The sequence below is a fragment of the Flammeovirga sp. SubArs3 genome (genome assembly GCF_947387565.1).
Lineage (GTDB): Bacteria > Bacteroidota > Bacteroidia > Cytophagales > Flammeovirgaceae > Flammeovirga > Flammeovirga agarivorans.
Genome location: NZ_CANDOA010000003.1, coordinates 148,561 through 171,236 on the forward strand (window position 1 = coordinate 148,561; position 22,676 = coordinate 171,236).

The following is a 22,676-nucleotide window of genomic DNA, read 5'->3' on the forward strand; positions in this document are numbered from 1 at the left end:
ATGAATTTATTATCAGTCGATAACGCAACAAAATACTGGGGAGAGAAACCTCTTTATGAAAATATTAGCTTTGGGATTCAACAAGGTCAGAAAGTAGCTTTAGTAGCAAAAAATGGTACAGGTAAGTCTACCTTATTGAATTCAATTGCAGGAAAAGAGTCTTTAGATGGAGGTACAATAGCAATCAATAAAGAAATTAAAATTGGTTTGCTAGAACAAGAACCTACTTTTGAAGAAGGTCAGTCGGTATTGGATTACGTATTGTCGAGTGATTCAGAAATCCTAAGAGCTGTTCGTAACTATGAAGAAGCCGTAGCTTTATCATCAACTGATTATTCAGATGCAGTATTGAAGCAATTGGATCTTGCAACTGCTAAAATGGAAGAGTTTAAGGCTTGGGATGCTGAGGCTAGAGTAAAACAAATTCTAACAGCATTTAAAATTAACGATTTATCGGTTTCAATGGAATCACTTTCAGGTGGACAACATAAAAGAGTTGCACTTAGTAAGATCCTTATTGAAGAACCCAACTTGGTCATCTTGGATGAGCCTACCAACCACTTAGATCTAGATATGATTGAATGGTTAGAGGAATACCTAACTAGATCTAAATTGTCTCTTTTATTAGTTACTCACGACCGTTATTTCTTAGATCGTGTTTGTAACGAAATTATTGAATTAGTGGATGGTACGATCTATACCCATAAAGGTAATTATTCATACTATATAGAAAAGAAAGCCGAAAGAGAAGCAAATCATGCTGTAACGGTTGAAAAGGCAAAAAACCTAATGAGAAAAGAACTCGATTGGGTAAGAAGAATGCCAAAAGCAAGGGGGACAAAGCAAAAGTTTAGAATGGATGCTTTCCATGATTTGAAGAAAAAAGCAAAAAGTGGAAAGAAAGAAGAAAAAGTACAAATTCAGGTCAATATGTCCCGTTTGGGGAAGAAAATTCTTGAATTTGAGAATGTATATAAATCATTTGGAGATAAAAAGATTGTTGATGATTTCTCTTATGTGTTTAAACGTAAAGAGAGAGTTGGTATCGTTGGTAATAACGGTGTCGGTAAATCTACATTTCTTAATATGTTGACGGGAACTGAATCTATAGATGCAGGTATTATTACAAAAGGAGAAACGATTGTATATGGATACTATACTCAGAAAGGGTTAAGTTTTGATGAAGATATTAAAGTAATTGATGTTGTAAGAGATATTACTGAAAATCACACCATGGGTGATGGTACAAGTCTTACTCCATTGCAATTGTTGAATCGATTCCTTTTTACTCCTGAAAAACAACATTCATTTATTTCTACACTAAGTGGAGGGGAGAGAAAAAGACTATATTTATGTACTGTATTACTTCAGAATCCTAACTTTTTAATTCTTGACGAGCCAACCAATGATCTAGATTTAGATACTTTGAGTGTGTTGGAAGATTTCTTGGAGGAATTTCAAGGGTGTGTCATCGTAGTTACTCACGACCGTTATTTTATGGATAAGTTGGTAGATCACTTGTTTGTCTTTGAAGGTGACGGTATTATTAAGGATTTTAATGGAAAGTATTCTGAATATAGAGCATATTTAGATGAGCTGGAACGTCAGAAAAAACAAGCCTTAAAAGAGGAGAAAAAAGCTACAGAAAAGAAGATACAACCTAAAACAGCTTCTAAGAAATTATCTTACAAGGAACAAAAGGAATATGAAACTTTGGAAAAAGAAATCGAAGTTTTAGAAACTGAAAAAGAAGAATTGGAAGGAAAGTTGTCTGATGGTAGTGTAAGTGATGCAGATGAAATTAGAGAGATTTCAGAAAGATTAGGTGTTATCATGGATGATGCCGATGAGAAAATGATGCGATGGATGGAACTAGACGAAATAGCCAATGGATAATTCAAACAGTTATACTACTGTTTTTGTCATTTGGTATTTATGCACAGTCACCTGAACAATTATATTTTAGGGCAGGGTATAGAAGTGTTGGTGAATTAAAAATTGATTCTACTAAACAGTTCTTTACCTTGCCTATGTCTTATGGGGAGGATGAAATTCTAACTTTACCCGAAGCGGAAACGATTTCAAGGCTACAAATAGATAGTGTACTATTGGTGTATACTGATCACCCCAAAGATTTTGATTTTTCCAGCCTTAATATCAATAGGATAGAGGCCTTCTCTAAATGGTTTGATGGATCAATTGATGATCCGGTAATTCGTTGGAGAATTATTAAACAAACACAAGGAGTTTCTAAGAGAGACTTTGAAAAGATGTTTCATGGTATCGTTGTTTATTATAGGAAACATCCGAGAAAAGAATCTACCCCAGAAGAAGAAAACAAAAGGAAAAAACAAATTGAACATAGGTTTGATCACTTGGTGAAGAAAAAACTTCATGTTGAAGATCAAGTCAACTCAAATACAGCTGAAATTTTCTCAGAACATAGAGATAAATGGAATAAAATAGTTGTAGTCAGTGATTGGACTGGGTCTATGTATCCTTATACTTTAGATCTGCTTTCTTGGTTGATACAAGAAAGAGCGCAGGATCAAGTGATAGGTTTTGTGTTTTTTAATGATGGAGATACAAAGTTGAGTAACCAAAAGGTGATTGGTGAGACTTATGGTGTCTATCATATACGATCTTCTAAAGTTATGCCTGTGATGAACCTTATGGCCTCCGTCAAGAACAAAGGTGATGGAGGTGATTTGCCTGAAAACGATATTGAAGCCTTAATTTATGCCCAAGAAGAGTTTCCAGATGCTAATACATTTGTTTTGATAGGAGATAACCAATCTAAAGTCAGAGATATAAGTTTAGTTGATCAATTGAAAAGACCAGTAGAGATTATCTTAAACTATGCTGATGAGGATAAGAATGGGATTCCATATATAGTCAGTGACTATAAAAAGTTGGCTTTGGTTACTGGCGGTAATATCTATGTAAACAAGCAGTCGTTTTCAACTATAGATGAGATAAAAAGTACTAGGTCATTACAATTAAATGATCAATAAAAAACTCTTCCACAAAAAGTAGAAGAGTTTTTAGTTAGGTAACCATATATAAGCTAATTAAAATTGAGCGGTTTCTGTACTTCCTTCCATGGCAGTGGTAGATGCAGTACCATTAGTTACGGTGTTTTGAACTGCATCAAAGTATGTGGTGCCAACAAAAGCTTGGTGTTTCACCGCTCTGAAGCCGTCTGTTTGTAAAGCAAATTCTTTTTCTTGTAGTTGTGAGTATCCTGCCATGCCTCTTTCTTTGTATGCTTTTGCTAATTCAAACATACTCGTATTCAAGGCATGGAAACCTGCTAACGTAATGAATTGGAATTTATAACCCATATCTGCTAAGTTTTCTCGGAACGTTTCCATTTCCTCCACAGATAATTTTGAAGCCCAGTTAAATGAAGGAGAACAATTGTAAGCTAACATCTTGTCTGGGAATTGAGCATGAATAGCATCTGCAAATTGTTTTGCTTCTTCAAGGTCTGGGTGTGAGGTTTCACACCAGATTAAATCGGCATAAGGTGCATACGATAAGCCTCTTGAAATGGCTTGGTCGATTCCATTATTTACCTGGTAGAATCCTTCAGAAGTTCTTTCTCCGTAAATAAATTCTTGATCTCTTGGGTCAATATCACTCGTAATTAAATTAGCGGCATCAGCATCTGTTCTTGCAATAATAATTGTATTAGTACCACATACATCTGCAGCTAAACGCGCAGCAATTAACTTGTTGATTGCTTCTTGTGTAGGGACTAATACCTTACCACCCAAGTGTCCACATTTCTTAGCAGATGATAACTGATCTTCGAAATGTACACCAGATGCACCTGATTCAATCATCATTTTCATTAATTCAAATGCGTTTAAGTTGCCGCCAAAACCTGCTTCAGCATCGGCAATGATGGGTACCATATAATCGGTATCATCTCTGTCAGCAACAGACTGAATCTGGTCTGCTCTTCTTAATGCATTGTTTATTCTTTGTACAACTTTAGGTACTGAGTCGGCTGGGTATAGTGATTGGTCTGGGTACATTTGTCCCGCCAAGTTGGCATCTGCAGCCACTTGCCATCCACTTAAATAGATAGCTTTTAACCCAGCTTCAACTTCTTGGATTGCTTGGTTGCCAGTTAAAGCGCCTAAACCTGCCATATAATGTTCAGAATGTAAGCCTTTCCAGAATTTTTCAGCACCTTGTTTTGCTAGTGAGTGTTCAATGATGACGTTGCCTTGAAGTTTTACTACTTCTTCTGCAGTAAAAGGTCTTTCAATGTTTGCCCATCTTGGGTTTGTATTCCATTCCTTATTTAATGCGTCAATTCTTTCTTGCTTTGTCATTTTTGGTTAATTTTAATCGTGAGTAATTATTATTCATAATAGGGCAAAACTATGGCGGTAGGATTGCCCTAATTTTTTTAATCTAATTTTTGATAAGCAGGTAACGTTAAGAATTCTATGAATTCATCTTGTGTTACTAGTTGATTAAAAATATCAAGAGCTTCATTGTACTTTCCTGTTTCAAATTGTTCAGTGCCAACATATTCTTTTATGGTGTCCATCACTTCTGGAATAAGGCTGTGATACAGTTCTTGAGTGATCGTTACTCCTTCATCTGTTTTAGCCTGATGCTTTATCCATTGCCATACCTGAGTTCTAGAGATTTCTGCTGTTGCGGCGTCTTCCATCAAATGATGGATTGGTACAGCACCCTGTCCGTCTAGCCATTTGGCGATATATTGAATGCCAACATCGATATTCATCTTTAGACCCTTAAGAGTGATATCTCCTTGAGGTACTGTCAGTAAATCTTCTGCAGTGATTTTTTTATGAGTAATGGTTTTATTTAAATTGTTTGGACCGCCCATGTATCTATCAAAAACTTCTTTAGCAGTGGCAACTAAACCTGGATGAGCTACCCAGGTCCCATCATGACCTGCTAATGCTTCTCTAGTTTTATCTTTTGCTACCTTATCAATTGCTTTTTGATTGGCTTTTTGGTCGTCTTTAATTGGAATTTGAGCTGCCATTCCACCCATTGCAAAAGCTCTACGTTTGTGACAAGTTTGTATAAGAAGTTCATAATATGACTTCATGAAATGTACTTTCATGGTTACTAAAGCTCTATCAGGAAGAACGAATTCAGGATCGTTTCTGAATTTTTTTATAAATGAGAAAATATAATCCCATCTACCGCAATTCAATCCTGCTGAATGGTCTTTTAGAGCGTATAAAATCTCATCCATTTCAAAAGCTGCCAATATCGTTTCAATAAGTACTGTAGCTTTGATAGTTCCTTGAGGAATACCTAGCTCATCTTGAGCAAACACAAAAATATCATTCCATAGTCTTGCCTCTAGATGGCTCTCTATTTTAGGTAAGTAGAAGTAAGGAGCACTGCTTCTTCTAATTAATTCATGTGCATTATGAAAGAAGTAAAGACCAAAGTCCAATAATCCACCAGAAATAGGAGTTCCTTCTATCAGTATATTTTTCTCTTCAAGATGCCAACCTCTAGGTCTAACCAAAAGAGTGGCTACTTTTTCATTTAAAGTATACTCCTTACCAGTGATGGGATGAGTGAATTCAATTTCTCTTCTTACAGCATCTCGAAGGTTAATTTGACCTTCCATGTTGTTCTGCCAAGTAGGAGAGTTAGCGTCTTCGAAATCGGCCATAAATACATTTGCACCAGAGTTTAATGCATTTATGATCATTTTACGATCTACTGGTCCAGTAATTTCAACTCTACGGTCTTGAAGGTCCTCCTTTACTTCTGCCACTGTCCATTCACTATTTCGAATGTAGGCAGTTTCAGCTAAGAAACTTGGTTTCTTGCCTTCGTCAATTCTTTCTTGACGTCTAGTTCTGGCTTCAAGCAACGCTAGTCTACGTTTGTTGAACTTGTTGTGCAATTTGACCACAAACTCTAAAGCTTCAGGAGTTAGAATGGTCTCGTACTCATTAGAAATCAAATTTCTGATTTCTAGTTTCTCATTTTGAGTAATGTGTTGTCCTCTCATGATATTTAAAGTTAGTGTCTTGGTGATTGTGTCTGTTACAAATATATAAAAAGCGAAATGAATAAAAAAAGCGAAAATTCGCTAGTGAATATTCATTCAAATATATAAAATATTAAAATATAAATATTGATAACCAATAAAATATATTAAAAAGGTGTATTATGTTGTATTATATGTATATTTATAAAATTGCGAAAATTCGCAAAAAAATACATTTTTTGTGTTTTGAACTAAGTTTGATTTAGTTTTTATAGAAATGAGCGAAAGAAATGCTCTTTTTCTTTGTGTGAAAAAATAGGGTAAAATTTACTGTGATTTTATTGTGAATGTAATTCCTATAAGATTATTTAGTATATTAATAATAGGAAATGATTTTTCATCAACACTAATTTATCTGACGATATTAATTCCATACTTATGGTCAAGAAACATATAATAATAACATTCTTAGTTTCTATCTTATCTTTTTCAGTTCAAGCACAAGATTTCCCTTCTGAGTATTGGCATATGGGAGAAGTCGACTTGAATAACGGTACAACATTAAAAGGAAAGCTTAAATACTCATTAGAAGAAGGTGTAGAGTCAATTCAAATTCTTGTAAATGGAGTGATTAAGTCTTTTGGTGCAATGAATGTTCGTTCTTTTCAAATTCTTGATGCAACAACAAAAAGAGAACGATTCTTTTATTCTTTGCCGTTTAAGCAATCTAAAGGATATGTAAAAAATCATTTCTTCGAGTTGTTGGAAGATGGAGAGCCTTATGTTTTATTTATCAGAGAACGTATAGCAGAAGTATCTGAAACTTCTTATGATCCTTATTGGGGAAATAACTTTAATACAAGAAGAAGGATCTTGGTGTATGATTTCTATTTAATGGATATGTATGCAGAAATACGTCAAGTGGATACAAGAAAGCTGGAAACAATGTTGGTGTATTTTGGGAAGTATAAAGATGAAGTGGCTGCATTTATCAAGATCAATAAATTAGATTATAAGGATCGAGAAGACTTCCTTCAAATTGTTAGATATTATGATTCATTAGTAGGGGCAAGGGAAGTAACCAACTAGTGAAAGAGAAATAGATACTTATATTTACACGGGCATAACATATAGCCCGTTTTTTTATGAATAAAATTATCAAAAAAATGAAACCTCTTATTTTAATTACAAACGATGATGGTATTACATCTAAAGGGATAAGTTTTCTAGTAGATGTAATGAAAAATTTAGGTGAAGTTGTTGTCGTTGCACCAGATAGTCCTCAATCTGGTATGGGGCATGCAATTACTATACATGATCCATTAAAATACCATGAGTCTGATCTTTTTGTCAAAGATGGGGTGAAAGCTTATCAGTGTTCTGGGACACCAGCGGATTGTGTGAAGTTAGCCAAAAACCATTTATTAGGGCGTATGCCAGACTTGGTAGTTAGTGGGGTGAATCATGGTAGTAATTCTTCAGTAAGTGTACTTTATTCTGGTACGATGTCGGCGGCATTAGAAGCTGCTATTGAAGGTTTACCGGCTATTGGATATAGTGTTTGTGATTATGGGTATGATGCAGAGTTTAATCATACAAGAGATTTTGTCGAAGAAATTGCAAAAAAGGTTTTAGAAAAAGGGATGCCAAAAGGAACGGCTTTAAATGTCAACTTTCCAAAAGTATCAGATGAACCAATTAAAGGATTAAAGTATTGTCGCCAGGCAGATGGTAAATGGCAAGAAGAATTTGACGAAAGAACAGATCCGTCTGGAAGAAAATATTTATGGTTAACAGGGAAATATGTTTTGTTCGATAAAGGTGAAGATACTGATGAGTGGGCTTTAAATAACAATTATGGAAGTATCGTTCCTGTGAAAATTGACCTTACAAATCATGAATATTTGCAAGATTTATTGAAATAGAACCGCTACAGTAAATAGGATGGAAGGAGTTCTCAAAATTTCATCCTATTTATCAGCATGTTAATATTTGATTAGAAAAAAGTCAGAAGAACTTGTTTGTTTTCTAATTTTAACCATGCATATTTGCATCGCTTTCATACGGAGAGCAGTAGAAAATATCAGTAATTGATTGCTTGAGTGGCGGAATTGGTAGACGCGCTAGACTCAAAATCTTGTGTGGGTAACCACGTGTGGGTTCGAGTCCCACCTCAAGTACTATTTCAATTATTGTTGTTTTAAGCCTGGATGGCGGAATTGGTAGACGCGCTAGACTCAAAATCTTGTGTGGGTAACCACGTGTGGGTTCGAGTCCCACTCCAGGTACTACTTAAAAACATAATCATATAGAACAGATTGCTCGGGTGGCGGAATTGGTAGACGCGCTAGACTCAAAATCTTGTGAGGGTAACCTCGTGTGGGTTCGAGCCCCACCCCGAGTACTACTTTTGTTCTATATGCGCCTGGGTGGCGGAATTGGTAGACGCGCTAGACTCAAAATCTTGTGAGGGTAACCTCGTGTGGGTTCGAGCCCCACCCCAGGTACTAAGGCATTGAATTTTTCAATGCCTTTTTTTGTGGTTAATCATCCGATTTATTGTTTTTTGGTGATTTCGATAACCGGATTTTATAAAACTGCAGACAGATGATTTTAGTATTTTTAATATTTGTGAAGTTTACGTTTTATTTTAACATAAAATCTGTGAAAATTATATTAAATACTTAAAATGCTGTATATTTGTAGCACATTAATATAACATAACCGACAGTTGATCAAGAAATTTTTAATATACGGCATTCTTTCACTACTAATTTTTTCTAGTTGTGAGAACGAAGTTATCGATGATAACTTGGATGGAGAGCTGTATTCTAAAAAATATGAATTGACTTACAGTAAACCCTTGAAATTGGATACCTTTAAGGCTTCTCTTCAAGGAGATGACTTGAATTCGTCGATTGTACATTTCACAATAACCAGGTACGATGGAGTGCTGTTATATGAAGAATACGTTGATGGCGAGCAAGTAATCGGGGATGATGAAGATTTAGATTCTTTAGATATAGACACTAGAAATAGATTAGTCCACAGTAGAATAGATAATTACTTACAAGATAAATCAGAATTGATTATACTCTTCGAAAAAGTAAGGCCTCAAGTCAAAGGACTTATCAATAATTAAAAAAACCTTATCACTTTAAAAATGATAAGGTTTTTTATTTTACGTTATTTTTTAAAATTACGCTTTATAAAAAGGTAGTTTAGTGACTACTGCTTTTAATTTTCTATTTCTAACTTCAATAAGGATTTCAGAGCCTGCTTTTGTTAGTGGTCTATTGACATAACCTAAAGCAACACCTTTTCCTAACATTGGTGACATAGTACCAGAAGTTAATTTCCCAATCACTTCACCATCGTTATTTAAGACGTTATATCCACCTCTTGGAACACCTCTGTCCAATAATTCGATACCTACAAGACGTCTAGTTACACCTTCTTCTTTTTGTTTTAACAAGTTCTCAGAGTTAGTAAACTCTTTAGTGAATTTTGTTACCCAACCTAAACCGGCTTCTAAAGGAGAAGTAGTGTCGTCAATATCATTTCCATATAGACAGTACCCCATTTCTAGACGTAAGGTATCTCTAGCACCTAAACCAATCGGTTTAATGTCAAAGTCTGCACCAGCTTCAAAGATTTTTTCCCATACTGCTTTTGCATCTTTGTTCGGTACATATAATTCGAACCCTCCTGAACCAGTGTATCCAGTAGCTGAAATTACAACATTATCCACGCCAGCAAACTGACCGATTGTGAATGTATAGAATTCCATATTTGATAAGTCAACATCTGTCAATGATTGCATTGCTTCAGCTGCTTTTGGACCTTGAACAGCAAATAAAGATGTGTCATCTGAAACGTTTGTCATTTCAACACCTTCAGTATTTCTTTCTGCGATCCAATTCCAATCCTTCTCGATATTAGAAGCATTAACAACCAACATGTATTCCTCATCTTTGATTTTGTAGATGATTAAGTCGTCGACAATACCACCATCTTCATTAGGAAGGCAAGAGTATTGTGCCTTGCCGTCAAAAAGTTTTGAAGCATCGTTAGATGATACTCTTTGGATTAGATCCAATGCTTTTGGGCCTTTAAGCATGAATTCGCCCATATGTGAAACGTCAAATACGCCAACGCCATTTCTTACAGTTTTGTGTTCTTCAATGTCTGAAGAGTAACGAACAGGCATGTTGTAACCCGCAAAAGGAACCATCTTAGCTCCAAGTGCTTCATGTACATCGTTTAAGGCGATTTTCTTTAATGTTTGTTCTGTCATTTTCTTTAAGAATATGTGTTACCAAATGGTTAGATTAAATTTGGTGTAAATCTGTGGACGATTTTCAAAGGCCAAAAGTAGTAGATTGTTCTAAATTTTCATACTCTTTTAATTTTATTCCTATCATAAGTTTTTACAAAATTGTTCTCTTGATAAAATTTCTAGAAATTAGCGGTACAATTACACAAACGATACATTCAAACTAGATTATTATGGCATCTGTGTTATCCTTAGTAGGGAATACTCCTCTTGTGGAGTTGAAAAATATGAGTCCAAATCCTAATGTAAAGATATTTGCAAAGTTAGAAGGTCAGAACCCAGGCGGTAGTGTGAAAGACCGAGCAGCTTATAATATGATTAACGAAGCTGTTAAAAGAGGAGATTTAAAGAAAGGGACGAAGTTAATAGAAGCCACTAGTGGAAATACTGGAATTGCATTAGCGATGATTGCTAGTTTGATGGATATTGAAATCGAATTAGTGATGCCAGATAGTGCAACAATAGAAAGGGTGAAATCAATGAGGGCGTATGGAGCGAAAGTAACCTTGACTCCTGCTGCCATTTCTATGGAAGGAGCTAGAGATTATGCTTTATCAAAAGTTGAAGAAGGTGGTTATTTTATGCTTAATCAATTTGATAATCCTGATAACTATTTAGCCCATTACAAAACTACTGGTCCAGAAATCTGGAGAGACACAAATCAAGAGGTGACACATTTTGTTTCAGCAATGGGAACAACAGGTACTATTATGGGTACTTCAAAGTTTTTAAAGGAACAAAGTGAAGCCATTACAATCGTGGGTGCACAGCCTGCAGAAGGAGCGAAAATACCTGGTATTAGAAGATGGCCAAAAGCTTACCTTCCAAAAATATTTAACAGTGACAGAGTTGACCAAACTGTTGATGTATCTAAAGAACAAGCAACAGATACAGCTAGAAGATTAGCAAAAGAAGAAGGGATTTTTGCTGGGATGAGTAGTGGAGGTTCTTGTTTTGTTGCTTTAGAAACAGCGAAAAAAATCGAGAAAGGTACAATTGTATTTATTGTCTGTGATCGCGGAGATAAATACTTATCAACTGAATTATTTTAAAAATCCATATTATGAAAAAGATTATTGCTCTGGGTGTTCTAGGGTTTATGATGATGAGTTGTGGTGGTAATGCCGAAAAACAACAAGTTCAACAAGAAGAAAAGGTAGAACTAAAACCTGTCGTTTATAATGCAGAAAAAGCCAAAGGGCCAAAGGCGTATTTTAAACTTTCAGAATGTTTGATAGCATCTAATCCAACAGCAGCACAAACTTATGCTAAGAAAGTATTAGCCACTTTACCTGAAGATGCTACTGAAGTAAAGCAAGCAGTTGAAGCGATAGTAGCTTCTACGGATCTTGCAGAACAAAGAAAGCAATTTGAGGTAGTTACAGCATATTATTATAAAATTGCTAAGTCAGGAGAAGCAGGTATGGATGTATATAAAGTACATTGTCCAATGGCTTTTAATAATACAGGAGCAGATTGGTTGAGTGCGACTGATGAGGTAGTTAATCCATATTTTGGAGATGAAATGTTGCACTGTGGTCGAGTAATGGAAACGATCAAAGGCAAATAAAAACATCACCTTATTTGAAAAAAAGGCTTAAATGATACGTGTCATTTAAGCCTTTTTATTTGCAATGTTGTAGAGTAGTTCTTAGTCAATTAATGATTGAAGACGTACTGTTACAGCATTTTTATGAGCATCTAATTCTTCAGCAGCAGCCATCCTTTCGACATGAGGTCCTAAATCTAGAAGTCCTTTCTTGTCGATTTGTTGGAAAGTGATCTTTCTATAATAACTATCTAAAGATACGCCTGAATAATTTTTTGCGTAACCATAAGTTGGTAGAGTATGGTTAGTACCAGAAGCATAGTCTCCTGCAGATTCAGGAGTAAGGTGTCCAACAAAAACAGATCCTGCATTGACAATTTTTTCTGATACAGAAACGGCATCATCTAAAGCAAGAATTAGGTGTTCTGCGGCATATTCGTTCACTAATTGAAGTGCTGTTTTTTCATCGTCAATTAAGAAGCTTCTAGAATGAGAAAGTGCTTTTTGGGCAATCTCTTTTCTAGGTAATACGGCCAATTGTTTTGCAACTTCTTTTTGTGTCTCTTCGATGATCTTTTCAGATGTAGAAACAAGAATTACTTGGCTATCTGGTCCGTGTTCGGCTTGTGATAACAAGTCAGCAGCAATAAAAGAAGCATTGGCAGTGTCGTCAGCCCAAACAAGAACCTCTGAGGGACCTGCTGGCATATCGATAGCAACACCTTCTTTAGTAGCTAATTGTTTTGCAGCAGTTACATACTGATTTCCTGGTCCAAATATCTTTGAAACGGCAGGGATAGTTTCAGTACCAAATGTCATGGCAGCGATAGCTTGTGCGCCACCTACCTTAAATACTTTTCTGATACCTACTTTTTGTGCAGCATATAATATTGCTGGATGAATTTTACCTTCTTGATTCGGTGGTGTACAAAGACAAACTTCTTCACAACCAGCGATAATAGCTGGAGCACCGATCATAATAACAGTAGAAAACAATGGGGCAGAACCTCCAGGGATATATAAACCTACTTTTTGAATAGGAACACTTTTTCTCCAGCAATTAATACCAGGCATTGTTTCAACTTTCAAAGTTTCGCTTTTTTGAGCAGCATGAAACTTTGTAATATTATCAATAGCAATAGAGATCGACTCTTTTAACTCTGATGATACAAGTTGGTCAGCTTCTTTAAATTCAGAATCTGAAACAAGTAACGAATCTACTTCAGCACCATCAAATTGTAAAGAAAAGGCACGTAAAGCTGCATCCCCATCTTTTTGCACAGCTTTTAGAATAGGAGAAACTTGTTTTTCAATTTCTTCCATTCTCATAGCAGGACGCTCTAATAAAGCGTTCCATTCTTTTCTATCAGGGTTTTTGAATAATTTCATACTTTAAATGCTTTATCATTATAAATGAAATTATCTCAGTTTGACATTTTTGGTATCAAACTGAGATAAAATGGTGAGTGAAATTGTGATGAAAACTTATATGATCATCTTTTCAATAGGAACTACAAGAATTCCTTCAGCACCTGCTGCCTTTAATTCTTCAATTTTAGACCAGAAGTCGTCTTCAGCGATTACTGTATGGATAGAAACGAATCCTTCATCAGCTAACGGTAGGATAGAAGGGCTTCTCATTCCAGGTAATAATTCTAGAATGGTATCTAAATTGTCTTTAGGAGCATTTAAAAGAATGTATTTATTATTCTCAGCAGTTTGTAAAGCGTTGATTCTAAACAATAACTGATTAATAATTTCTTGTTTTTCGCTAGAAAGACCTGGAGTTGAGATCATTAATGCTTCTGAAGTGAAAATACTTTCAACTTCTTTTAAGTTGTTTTGCATTAATGTACTACCAGTACTAACAAGGTCACAGATTGCATCTGCTAAACCAATATTAGGAGCGATTTCTACAGATCCAGAAATTTCATGAATTTCAGCATTTACTCCTTCCTTTTGTAAATAATCTCCGAGGATTTTAGGGTAGGACGTAGCAATGCTTTTTCCATCAAGGTCTTGGATACCTTTATATTCTTTTTCTTTTGGAATAGCAATAGACAAACGACACTTAGAAAACCCAAGATGATGTATAGTATCAACATGCTTGTCTTTTTCAACAGCCTCGTTGGCACCTACAATTCCGAGATCGGCTACGCCGTCTTGAACGTAACCCGGAATGTCATCATCACGAAGGAATAAAAATTCTAGAGGGAAGTTGCTTGCTTCTGCTTTTAAAGCTCCCTTCATTCTAGGAATCTTAATTCCACATTGACGGATCAAGTTAAGTGAACCTTCACTTAAACGACCTGACTTTTGGATTGCAATCTTAAGTTTTGTCATAATAAATAATTGTGTCTTACACTTTTACGTGTAGCACTAGACAGTTTTAAAAATAGTTCAGTCTACGTTGTTTGTTAATAAACTGATGAATGAATATGATATGAAATCAATATTTACATCAAATCTACTTATATTTTTAGAATATTTCATCAAAAATAGGCTATTAGAGATAAATTTATAATTAATTAATCTAAAGATTGACAATAAAGAAATGTAAGTGCTTACACTTTTTATCTTGTCTGTTAGCTTACTTTTAAACCGAAGAATGATGTTTTTTTAGTCAAGAAGATTTTTTATTTCATAATCTTTGTTTTTTCCTATCTAAAAATATCAATTTTGAAATACTTTTTCGATTTTAGAGTATTGAGGCTACCTCTCCCCTTTATTTTTGATTTTTTAGACATGAATATTCGTTTCAATTTTATATATATAATACTGTTACTTAACGGACTTTTTTCATATTCCTTCGCTCAAGAAACATTATACTTCTCAGATACAGAGAAACAGTTTAATAAAGGAATTGTTTTATTTAATGAGAATAATTTTTCAGCTGCTCGACGTTCATTCCAACAATTTATGAATACCAATTGTGGGGATAATGAAAAATGTATCGAAGCAGAATATTATGTGGCAGTTTGCCATATGGAATTAGACCATCCTCAAGCAGAACTGTTAATTACAGATTTTACTCAAAAGTATCCCGTTCATCCGTATGCAATTAAAGCATACAAGGTTTTGGGAAGTCACTATTTTGAGAAAGGTGATTATCAAAAAGCATTAGATGCATTCAACAAAGATCCCTACTTTGATTTTTATGATGATCAAGATATAAAAATTGCTTACCAAGCTGCCTATTCCAACTTTGATCAAGGAAATTATAAAGAAGCAAATAAGTTATTTCAAGTACTAAAAAAAGGTACTCATCCTTATGCTACAAAATCGAGCTATTATTCTGGGTTTATTGAGTACGAGGAAGGAGATTACGAAACAGCAGAAGTTGATTTAGAAAAAGCAGCGAATGACCCTGACACTAGAGATGCAGCTTATAATCTTTTACCATTAGTATATTATAAATTAGGTAAGGTAGATAAGATGTTACAGATGGTTGCCGAGGCAAAAGCTAACAATATTCATCTACCAGCAGATGCATTACTTTTTGCAGGAAAAGTACATTATGGTAAAAAGAACTACCCACAGGCAGATATTTACTTTAGTGAATACCTAAAAGAGGTTCCTTTGTTGGCTGTAGATCGAATTACTTCATATCAAATAGGTAATACTAAGTACAACATTGGAGACAAAAGAGATGCCCTTCCATTTCTTTCTAATGCCGCCGATTATACAGAAAAAGATGAATTGGCACAGGTCGCAGCCTATGATTTGGGAGTTGTAGCTTTATCAACAGGTGATAAAGACAAAGCGATGATTGGATTTGAACAAGCTCATTTAATGGATTTTGATATGAAAATCAAAGAGCTTTCTTCATATAATTTCTGTAAAATCTTATTTGATTTAGAATTGTATGCTCAAGTACCAAGAGCTTGTGATTATTTCTTAGCGTATTTCCCTAACTCTGAAATGATTGATGAAATTAATAACCTGATGAATGTTTCTTATGTAAATTCAGGTGACTATTCAAAAGCTATTAAGATCCTAGAAAGGAAGTCTTCTTTAACGGAAGCGGAACAAAAAGCATATCAAGAAGCAGCCTATAATAAGGCAGTAGAACTTGCTAACGATAACAATGAAAGCGAGGCAGTCGTAATGTTGAGGAAGTCTCAACGCTATCCAATAAATCAAGACTTATTAAGTGCTTCAAACTTTTGGTTAGGGGAAGCTTATTCAGCATTAGGGGTTTACGATACTGCAGCTCTATATTATAAGAGAGTTCCTGAAAACTCAGAAATGTACTTGTCAACTTTATATGGTATTGGTTATGTTCAATATGCTGACGAAGAGTATGAGGCAGCAATCAATAATCTTACAAACTATATTAATAACGGAAGAACTACAGAGCCAAGACCAAAAGTTATTGAGGCTATCGTAAGAAGAGCAGATTGTTATTTTGGTTTGACAAAGTATGAAGTTGCTAATCGTTCTTATGATATGGCGATTAGCTATGGAGCGAAAGAAAAAGTTTATATCAATTACCAAAAAGCTCAAATTCTAAGAGCAAAAGGTATGAAGACAGATGCCTATAGGTCATATAAGTCTGTTGCTTCGGCAGATGTGAATTCTCCATTTGCTCCGTTGTCACTTTATCATGCTGCTGGACTTTTACAAGAAGAGTATAAGTTTGAAGAAGCAGTAAAAGAATATTCTTTAGTGATTGATAAAAACAAACAATCTGCTGTATTCCTGCCAAGCGTAAAAAATAGAGCATTATGTTATGCGACATTAGGGAACCTTAGTGCTGCAGAAGAAGATTATAAATACCTAATCGATGATGATCCAACATCAGAATATGCTGATAATGCTATTAGGGCTCTTCAAGATTTAAACAATGGTGCTTATGCAGTGACAGGATTGGAACAGTATAAACAGAAATTTAAAGAGGCAAACCCTGAAAGTAATGCCACTTTAGTAGATGATTACAATAAAGCAATGAAGCCGTATTTAGAAAAAGATTACCCGAATGCCATTTATTCTTTAACAAACTTCATAACTAATATTCCTTCATCGAAATACTCTGATGATATCTATTTTGCCTTAGGTGTTTCTTATAAATTTCAAGGCCAATTTGCCCAATCTATAGAAGCATTTCATAATGTACAGCATATGCCATCAAAGGAAAAGGCGTTGTTGTATGTGGGTGACTTAGAAATTCAAGAGAAGAAATACAACGAGGCAATTAATACTTATAATAACCTAGAAAAGATTGCGACAAGGAAAGCCATGTTATGGGCTGTGTATAATGGACTGATGGAAGCACACTTTGCCGAAAAAGATTACGAAGCATCAAAAGCGTATGCCAATAAAATTATTGATCAAAAAATTAAGAGGTACGAGCTTAAAGCCTATTTATATTTGGCGAAAGTAGATTTAGGAAATAAAAATTTCAGTTCAGCACTTACATCTTTTAATGGTATTGCAGCCAAAGCTAGTAGTTCAATTGGAGCAGAAGCTCAATATTTAGAGGGAGATGTATTGAGGCAAATTGCTTTGCAGAATCAACAAGGCATTAATGAAAACTCTACAGTGGCAGAAAAAGAAAACCTTAAGAAGGAGTTTGAAGAAAGTACACAAGCTCTATTACTTGTACAAAAGAACTTTGCAAGTTATGCAGACTGGACAAGTAAAGCTTACCTTCTCATAGCAGAGAATTATATTTCTATTGATGATTTGTTCAATGCTAAAGCGACATTAGAGTCGGTGAGAGATTATACAACGGTTCCTGGAGATAAGCAATTGGCGATTCAGAGATTGGTGGAATTACAAGAAATTAAACTTCAAAAAAGTGCTGTTGTAGCCCCTTCAAACTAGATCAAGATGAAAAAATTACTATATACTATCAGTTTAATGTTTTTGGGGATGTCAATGACTCAGGGACAAAGCAACCAATCTTCTCAGAGTTCTAATTTAGAGAATGCAGAAGTTGTAATCGAGAAAGAATCAAGTTTCGAACTTCCTGTAATGAGTCGTGAATATGGGAAGATCGAAAAGATTAAAAGAAAAAATCAAAGAATACCTCAAGAGTATGAATTAGAGTTAATCACTTTAGATGTTGAAGACTCTTTGCCAAAGCAATTACCAGCAGTATTAGATAATAGAGAAGAGAAGAAGTTCTATGATAAATATGTAAGAGCAGGCTTTGGAAATTATCTAACACCTTACCTTGAGGCAGGTATTAACAATAATAGAAATCCTGATTTTGATTATGGATTGAAGCTATATCATAAATCATCTCAAGAAGGATCCGTTTATAAGAAGCTTTCTGCTGAATCACATAACTCTTTTGATGCTTTTGGTACTTATTACTCAGATTATGGTCAGTCTAAAGTAGGGTTGAATTATAATAGGATTGGGACACATTTTTATGGTTTTGAAGGTGATGAAACCCTAGTGACTCAAGATAGTATCAAACAAATAATACAAAATATAAGCTTTAACGCAAGTCATGAAATGCCTGCCTATTTAACTGGTAATTCTTACTCATTAAAAGGAGGGCTGTTATTTGATTATACATTTGATTATTTCGATGCATCCGAATTTCAAGTAGGTATAGATATCTCAGGAGACTATCATTTAGATGAAGAATCAAAAATTTCTGGATTTGTAGAAGGTGCATATAATCAATATAGAAATACAACAACAACTGCAGTAGAGGTCAGTGAAAATAGAAGTTGGGCAAGGTTTGGAGGTAATTATCAAACAAGAATTGACGAATGGTATATTAAAGCTGGTGTTCAAATGGCATACAGTGCCGATTCAAATTCGAATGATAAAGGTTTCTATTTTTACCCAGACGTAATGGTGGAATACACTATTACTGAAGATGAATTAGCAGCATTCTTGCAGGTGAAAGGAGGGTTAAATATGGTACAATATAAAACTCTTTCTGAATTGAACCCTTGGTTGAGTAATGATGTAAATTTACTTCATGAGAACAACATCGTTGATATTGAAGCAGGTGTTGATGCTATTTTATTAGAATCAATTGGTATTAGAGGTACATTAGGTTATTCCATCTCTCAGAATATGGGATTCTTAGTGAATGACCCTAATGATGTGTCAAAATTTTTAATGTTATATGCTACTGATGGTAATACAGGAGTCTTTAAAATGGATATTGCTGGTACTTGGACTAAAAGAGAATGGACTGTAAAAGCAGAAGCAAAAGTAAATGCATACAGCGTTAGTGATTCTACTGTTCAAAAAGCTTATCATAGACCTGTTTCTGAGAATTCAGTAACAGTAAGCTATAAATATTTATCAAATTGGACATTTGGAGCGGTTATTTATAATAAGATTGGGATTACAGCTTTAGAAATAGATCCAACAACAGGAGTTAGGTCAGATGTGAGCCTTCCTGTAATTTTTGATATGAATTTAACTGCTCAATATAAAATCAACGATAACTTTGGAGCTTTTGCATTAGTAAATAATTTATTCTCACAAAAGTACGAGAACTATTACCGATATAATGTAAAAGGATTCCAGTTATTAGCGGGTGTTAGTTATCGATTCTAGTTTAAAGTAAATCTTCTCTGTAATACAGATTGTGGCCTTATTTCTATAGAATAGTATATAAAGGCTTTCAAATTCTTATCATATTCTTTAATTTAGAGAATACTGTAACTTTTTCGACTATTGATTTAGTTTAGAAAAGCTCATTTTTTGCAATTACTCTATTAAAATTATTTGCATGATTGCTGATGCGATAAAAGATGCACTACTCGATTGGTGTGTCGTAGTGATTCCCGATTTAGGGACATTTTGGTCAGAAGAAAGTGGTGCCGAGGTATCCCCGTCAGGGAATATTATAAAACCTCCGCATGTAAATATTTCTTTTTCAGAAAATATTGAAGAGAAAGACTTAGAGGTTTATTCTTTAATTCAGTTTATAGCGAAAAGTGAAGACTTGGATCCTGATGAAGTAGCCATTCAAGTAAGTATGTTTGTTGCTAATATTCAACAGCGACTTGAAGATGGAGAAACTGCTACAGTTGGAAACATGGGTTATTTTGTACAAGATGATGATGGTACATTAACCTTTAGGCAGAAGAGTGAAAATAACATTATTCCTGAAAGTTTTGGTCTTCCAAAGATCACAGCGACACCATTGTTAAATGATGATATAGAGGAAGATGTACCTATTTATCAAGAAGAGGAAGCTTTCTCTGGTGAAGAGGAGTTAGAATCATCGAAAAGACCAGTATGGTTATTGGTGTCAATTCCAATCATCATTTTACTTACAGTTGTAGGATATTTTGTGATGAAACCTTCTAACACTACACAAAGTGAAATTGTAGAAGAAGAGGTGATAGAACAACAGGTTGAAGATTCAGAAATAGACGAAAGTGTTGCTGCTGAAGACGTTGATGATGCTGCAGATATAGATTCAGAACAAGAAGAAAACACACCTGTAGAAGAAACAACTGTTGAAAAAGAAGAGGTGGTTGTGGAAGAGTCAGAACCTGCAACTAGAAACGGACATTATCACATTGTGATTGCTTCTTTTGGAGATAGAAAAAATGCTCAAAAAGCAGTGCAAAAAGCAGAGTCTAAGGGATTTGATTATGTGGGTGTTATTGAATCTAAAGGTAAATTTAGAGTTGCAATAAAAGGTTTCGTATCACACCAAGACGCAAAAGAAGAACTTCCAAAAGCTCAAGAATCATTCAAAGGAGCTTGGATTATAAGAATATAATTTAATAAAAACATTACTAGCAAATAATCATGAATTTATTGGCTGTATTACAAGATACAACAATGCCTGAAACAGGTATGCAAGGTTCATTGGAAGAGTCGGTCTCTTTATTTGAATTGATTGAAAAAGGAGGAATCACCATGGCCGTCTTGGGTTTCCTTTTTGTAATTGCTTTTTATCTCCTTGTGAATAAGCTTTTAGTGATTAGGAAAGCCAAAAAGGATCCAACTACCTTATTAGAAAAAGTTAAGGGTGCTGTAAAAAAGGGAGATATCAATACTGCTAAAAAACATTGCGATAGAGACGCTACTCCAATGGGTAAAATGCTTAAAACTGGATTAGGTTATATTGGTGCTACCTCTAATTTAGACATGATCGAAAAAAGTGTAGAAAATGTGGGGAAGTTGGAATTATATAAACTGGAAAAAAATGTAGCTCTAGTAGGTATGATTTCAGGTGCTGCTCCGATGATTGGTTTTTTTGGAACAGTAATCGGTATGATTAACGCTTTTATTGCCATATCTCAAGAAGAGGGTTCAGTAAGCCCCAAGTTGTTATCGTCTGGTATTTACGAAGCAATGATTACAACTGCTGGGGGATTGGCGGTGGGTATTTTTGCCTATATCGCATACAACTATCTTGTAAGAGCAATGGCAGATGTCGTACATAAGATGGAGGTAGTTTCTATCGAGTTTATTGAATTACTACAATCAAACTAGAGAATGGGATTCAAACAAGAAAATAAAATTGATCCAACATTTAATATGTCGTCAATGACGGATATGATATTCCTGTTGTTGGTGTTTTTTATGTTGACTTCCAACTTTGTTACTCCATCTGGACTTCCAATTGCAGTTCCAAGTAGTAAAGCATCCAAAAAAGTGATGCCGAAGGTTTATGTGAGTATAACGAAAGATTTGCATTACTATGTAAATGAAGTAGAAGTACCTTTAAGTTTTTTAGAAGACGAATTGAAAGCAGTACTTCCGGTCAAAGAAGAAGGAGTAGTTGTTCTTACAGTAGATAAAGATGTTCCGGTACAACACCTTGTTAATGTAGCAGGTATTGCCACGAACTTAAAGGCGAAAGTATCAATAGCTACTAAACCTACCTCATCTGTTGGGAAATAGATTATGGGATTAAAGAAATCTAAAGAAGAAAAAAAAGAATCACGTAAGAATAGTATTCTTTCCATCATAGTGACAATCTTGGTGGTCGTTTTACTGTTTGTTTTTGCTTGGTTTACTGTTGTTTGGTCACCGCCTGATCCTCCAGTGCCTCAGTATGGTATTGAAGTGAACTTTGGTATTGATAATGCAGGGTCGGGACAAGAACAACAAGAAACTCCTGTGGTAGAAGAAAGTGAATCTTTAGATGAACCAGCACCTGCTCCAGTCGAGGAAGCGACAGAGGAAGTAGTAGAAGAAGTTGTAGAAAGCGTTGAAGAAGTGGTACAAGAAGAAATTCCTGAGCCTACAGAAGCAGTAGCAGAAGAAGCAGCTTCAGAGCCTGAAGCTGTAACAGATGCTCCTGTGGAAGAATCTGTGCAAACAGCTCCGGAGCCTAAAGTTGAAACGAAAAAAGAGGAACCGGAAGTGATTAAGCCAGAAGTGAAACCTCAAGAACCGGCTGCTACCATGGGACCTCCCAAGAGTTCAGGTGCTTCATCAGATGCAAAAACGAGTAACAATGGTAATGTTGATGGAGCTGTAGGTGATCAAGGAGATAGGCAAGGAACTATCAATTCGAATACCTTAATGCATTCAGCTGGAGGTAGTGGAGGTTCTTCACTTAATATGCCGGGTTGGAATTGGGTAGACCCTCCAATTGTTGATGATAAATCTACTGCAACAGGTATCATTAAATTTGAAATTCAAGTAGATGATTTCGGAGAGGTGATTGCGTTGAGGACTATATACAGATCGGTACCTCGAGAAGTAGTAATGAAATACGAAGCAGCTGTGAAAAATCTCTCATTTTCACCTACAAGAGTTGATAGTGAGGTAGCAAGTATAACCACTGGTCAAATTACCTTTGTATTGAAGCGTAGGTAAATATTTATCATAAACAG

The 22,676-nt window shown here is 35.1% G+C and carries 18 protein-coding genes and 4 tRNA genes; 17 read left to right on the plus strand and 5 right to left on the minus strand.

What is annotated here, in order from left to right; translation table 11 throughout:
- Entirely contained in the window at positions 1-1,896 is a 1,896-nt protein-coding gene (locus tag QL232_RS09770) for an ABC-F family ATP-binding cassette domain-containing protein (protein ID WP_281613990.1), read from the plus strand.
- Positions 1,863-3,014: a hypothetical protein gene (locus QL232_RS09775; RefSeq protein WP_281613991.1), complete on the plus strand. Its 1,152-nt coding sequence runs from the start codon at positions 1,863-1,865 to the stop codon at positions 3,012-3,014. Before QL232_RS09770 ends, QL232_RS09775 begins: the two co-directional genes overlap by 34 nt.
- A gap of 57 nt (positions 3,015-3,071) precedes the next feature.
- Here the strand turns inward: QL232_RS09775 and aceA are convergent, their stop codons facing one another.
- Together aceA and aceB are read right to left on the minus strand one after the other, a co-directional pair.
- Positions 3,072-4,346 carry an isocitrate lyase gene (gene aceA / locus QL232_RS09780; protein WP_281613992.1) on the minus strand — a complete coding sequence of 425 codons (1,275 nt, stop codon included), beginning with the start codon at positions 4,344-4,346 and terminating at the stop codon, positions 3,072-3,074.
- A gap of 77 nt (positions 4,347-4,423) precedes the next feature.
- Positions 4,424-6,028: a malate synthase A gene (aceB, locus tag QL232_RS09785; RefSeq protein ID WP_281613993.1), complete on the minus strand. Its 1,605-nt coding sequence runs from the start codon at positions 6,026-6,028 to the stop codon at positions 4,424-4,426.
- 417 nt (positions 6,029-6,445) lie between these two features.
- Here aceB and QL232_RS09790 point away from each other — a divergent pair, with 417 nt between their 5' ends.
- The 7 genes from QL232_RS09790 to QL232_RS09820 all read left to right on the plus strand — a co-directional run bounded on the left by QL232_RS09790 (position 6,446) and on the right by QL232_RS09820 (position 9,149).
- On the plus strand, positions 6,446-7,096 hold the full coding sequence (locus QL232_RS09790) for a hypothetical protein (RefSeq protein ID WP_168882979.1): 651 nt from the start codon (positions 6,446-6,448) through the stop codon (positions 7,094-7,096).
- A 77-nt stretch (positions 7,097-7,173) separates the two neighbouring features.
- The gene (surE, locus tag QL232_RS09795) at positions 7,174-7,932 is read left to right on the plus strand and encodes a 5'/3'-nucleotidase SurE (protein WP_168882980.1); all 759 of its coding nucleotides are present in this window, start codon (positions 7,174-7,176) and stop codon (positions 7,930-7,932) included.
- A 171-nt stretch (positions 7,933-8,103) separates the two neighbouring features.
- Positions 8,104-8,187: transfer RNA gene (locus QL232_RS09800), tRNA-Leu, on the plus strand.
- A 24-nt stretch (positions 8,188-8,211) separates the two neighbouring features.
- A tRNA-Leu gene (locus tag QL232_RS09805) sits at positions 8,212-8,295 on the plus strand.
- A 32-nt stretch (positions 8,296-8,327) separates the two neighbouring features.
- A tRNA-Leu gene (locus tag QL232_RS09810) sits at positions 8,328-8,411 on the plus strand.
- Positions 8,412-8,430: 19 nt separating this feature from the next.
- Positions 8,431-8,514, plus strand: a tRNA-Leu gene (locus QL232_RS09815).
- Positions 8,515-8,738: 224 nt separating this feature from the next.
- The gene (locus QL232_RS09820; RefSeq protein ID WP_168882981.1) at positions 8,739-9,149 is read left to right on the plus strand and encodes a hypothetical protein; all 411 of its coding nucleotides are present in this window, start codon (positions 8,739-8,741) and stop codon (positions 9,147-9,149) included.
- 57 nt (positions 9,150-9,206) lie between these two features.
- Here QL232_RS09820 and gcvT read toward each other — a convergent pair whose 3' ends face one another.
- The gene (gcvT, locus tag QL232_RS09825) at positions 9,207-10,304 is read right to left on the minus strand and encodes a glycine cleavage system aminomethyltransferase GcvT (protein ID WP_281613994.1); all 1,098 of its coding nucleotides are present in this window, start codon (positions 10,302-10,304) and stop codon (positions 9,207-9,209) included.
- A gap of 212 nt (positions 10,305-10,516) precedes the next feature.
- Between gcvT and cysM the strand changes: the two genes are divergently transcribed.
- Complete coding sequence (gene cysM / locus QL232_RS09830; protein WP_281613995.1) at positions 10,517-11,395, plus strand: cysteine synthase CysM; 879 nt, start codon at positions 10,517-10,519, stop codon at positions 11,393-11,395.
- Between the two features lie 11 nt (positions 11,396-11,406).
- The gene (locus QL232_RS09835; protein ID WP_281613996.1) at positions 11,407-11,913 is read left to right on the plus strand and encodes a DUF3347 domain-containing protein; all 507 of its coding nucleotides are present in this window, start codon (positions 11,407-11,409) and stop codon (positions 11,911-11,913) included.
- 81 nt (positions 11,914-11,994) lie between these two features.
- On the opposite strand, the gene hisD is transcribed toward QL232_RS09835, so the two are convergent.
- Together hisD and hisG are read right to left on the minus strand one after the other, a co-directional pair.
- Entirely contained in the window at positions 11,995-13,281 is a 1,287-nt protein-coding gene (gene hisD / locus QL232_RS09840) for a histidinol dehydrogenase (RefSeq protein ID WP_168882985.1), read from the minus strand.
- 96 nt (positions 13,282-13,377) lie between these two features.
- Positions 13,378-14,238: an ATP phosphoribosyltransferase gene (hisG, locus tag QL232_RS09845; RefSeq protein WP_281614342.1), complete on the minus strand. Its 861-nt coding sequence runs from the start codon at positions 14,236-14,238 to the stop codon at positions 13,378-13,380.
- 333 nt (positions 14,239-14,571) lie between these two features.
- On the opposite strand from hisG, the gene QL232_RS09850 reads away from it, so the two are divergent.
- The 6 genes from QL232_RS09850 (at position 14,572) to QL232_RS09875 (ending at position 22,659) form a co-directional block, all read left to right on the plus strand.
- A complete protein-coding gene (locus QL232_RS09850; protein WP_281613997.1) occupies positions 14,572-17,718 on the plus strand; it encodes a tetratricopeptide repeat protein in 3,147 nt (1,048 codons plus the stop codon).
- Positions 17,719-17,724: 6 nt separating this feature from the next.
- Positions 17,725-19,425, plus strand: a complete 1,701-nt coding sequence (locus tag QL232_RS09855) for a hypothetical protein (protein WP_281613998.1) — start codon at positions 17,725-17,727, stop codon at positions 19,423-19,425.
- A 175-nt stretch (positions 19,426-19,600) separates the two neighbouring features.
- On the plus strand, positions 19,601-20,605 hold the full coding sequence (locus QL232_RS09860) for an SPOR domain-containing protein (protein WP_281613999.1): 1,005 nt from the start codon (positions 19,601-19,603) through the stop codon (positions 20,603-20,605).
- A gap of 29 nt (positions 20,606-20,634) precedes the next feature.
- A complete protein-coding gene (locus QL232_RS09865; protein WP_281614000.1) occupies positions 20,635-21,324 on the plus strand; it encodes a MotA/TolQ/ExbB proton channel family protein in 690 nt (229 codons plus the stop codon).
- A gap of 3 nt (positions 21,325-21,327) precedes the next feature.
- Positions 21,328-21,735, plus strand: coding sequence for a biopolymer transporter ExbD (locus QL232_RS09870; RefSeq protein WP_168882990.1), 408 nt, complete (start codon positions 21,328-21,330; stop codon positions 21,733-21,735).
- 3 nt (positions 21,736-21,738) lie between these two features.
- Positions 21,739-22,659, plus strand: coding sequence for a hypothetical protein (locus tag QL232_RS09875; RefSeq protein WP_281614001.1), 921 nt, complete (start codon positions 21,739-21,741; stop codon positions 22,657-22,659).
- Positions 22,660-22,676: the final 17 nt, after the last annotated feature.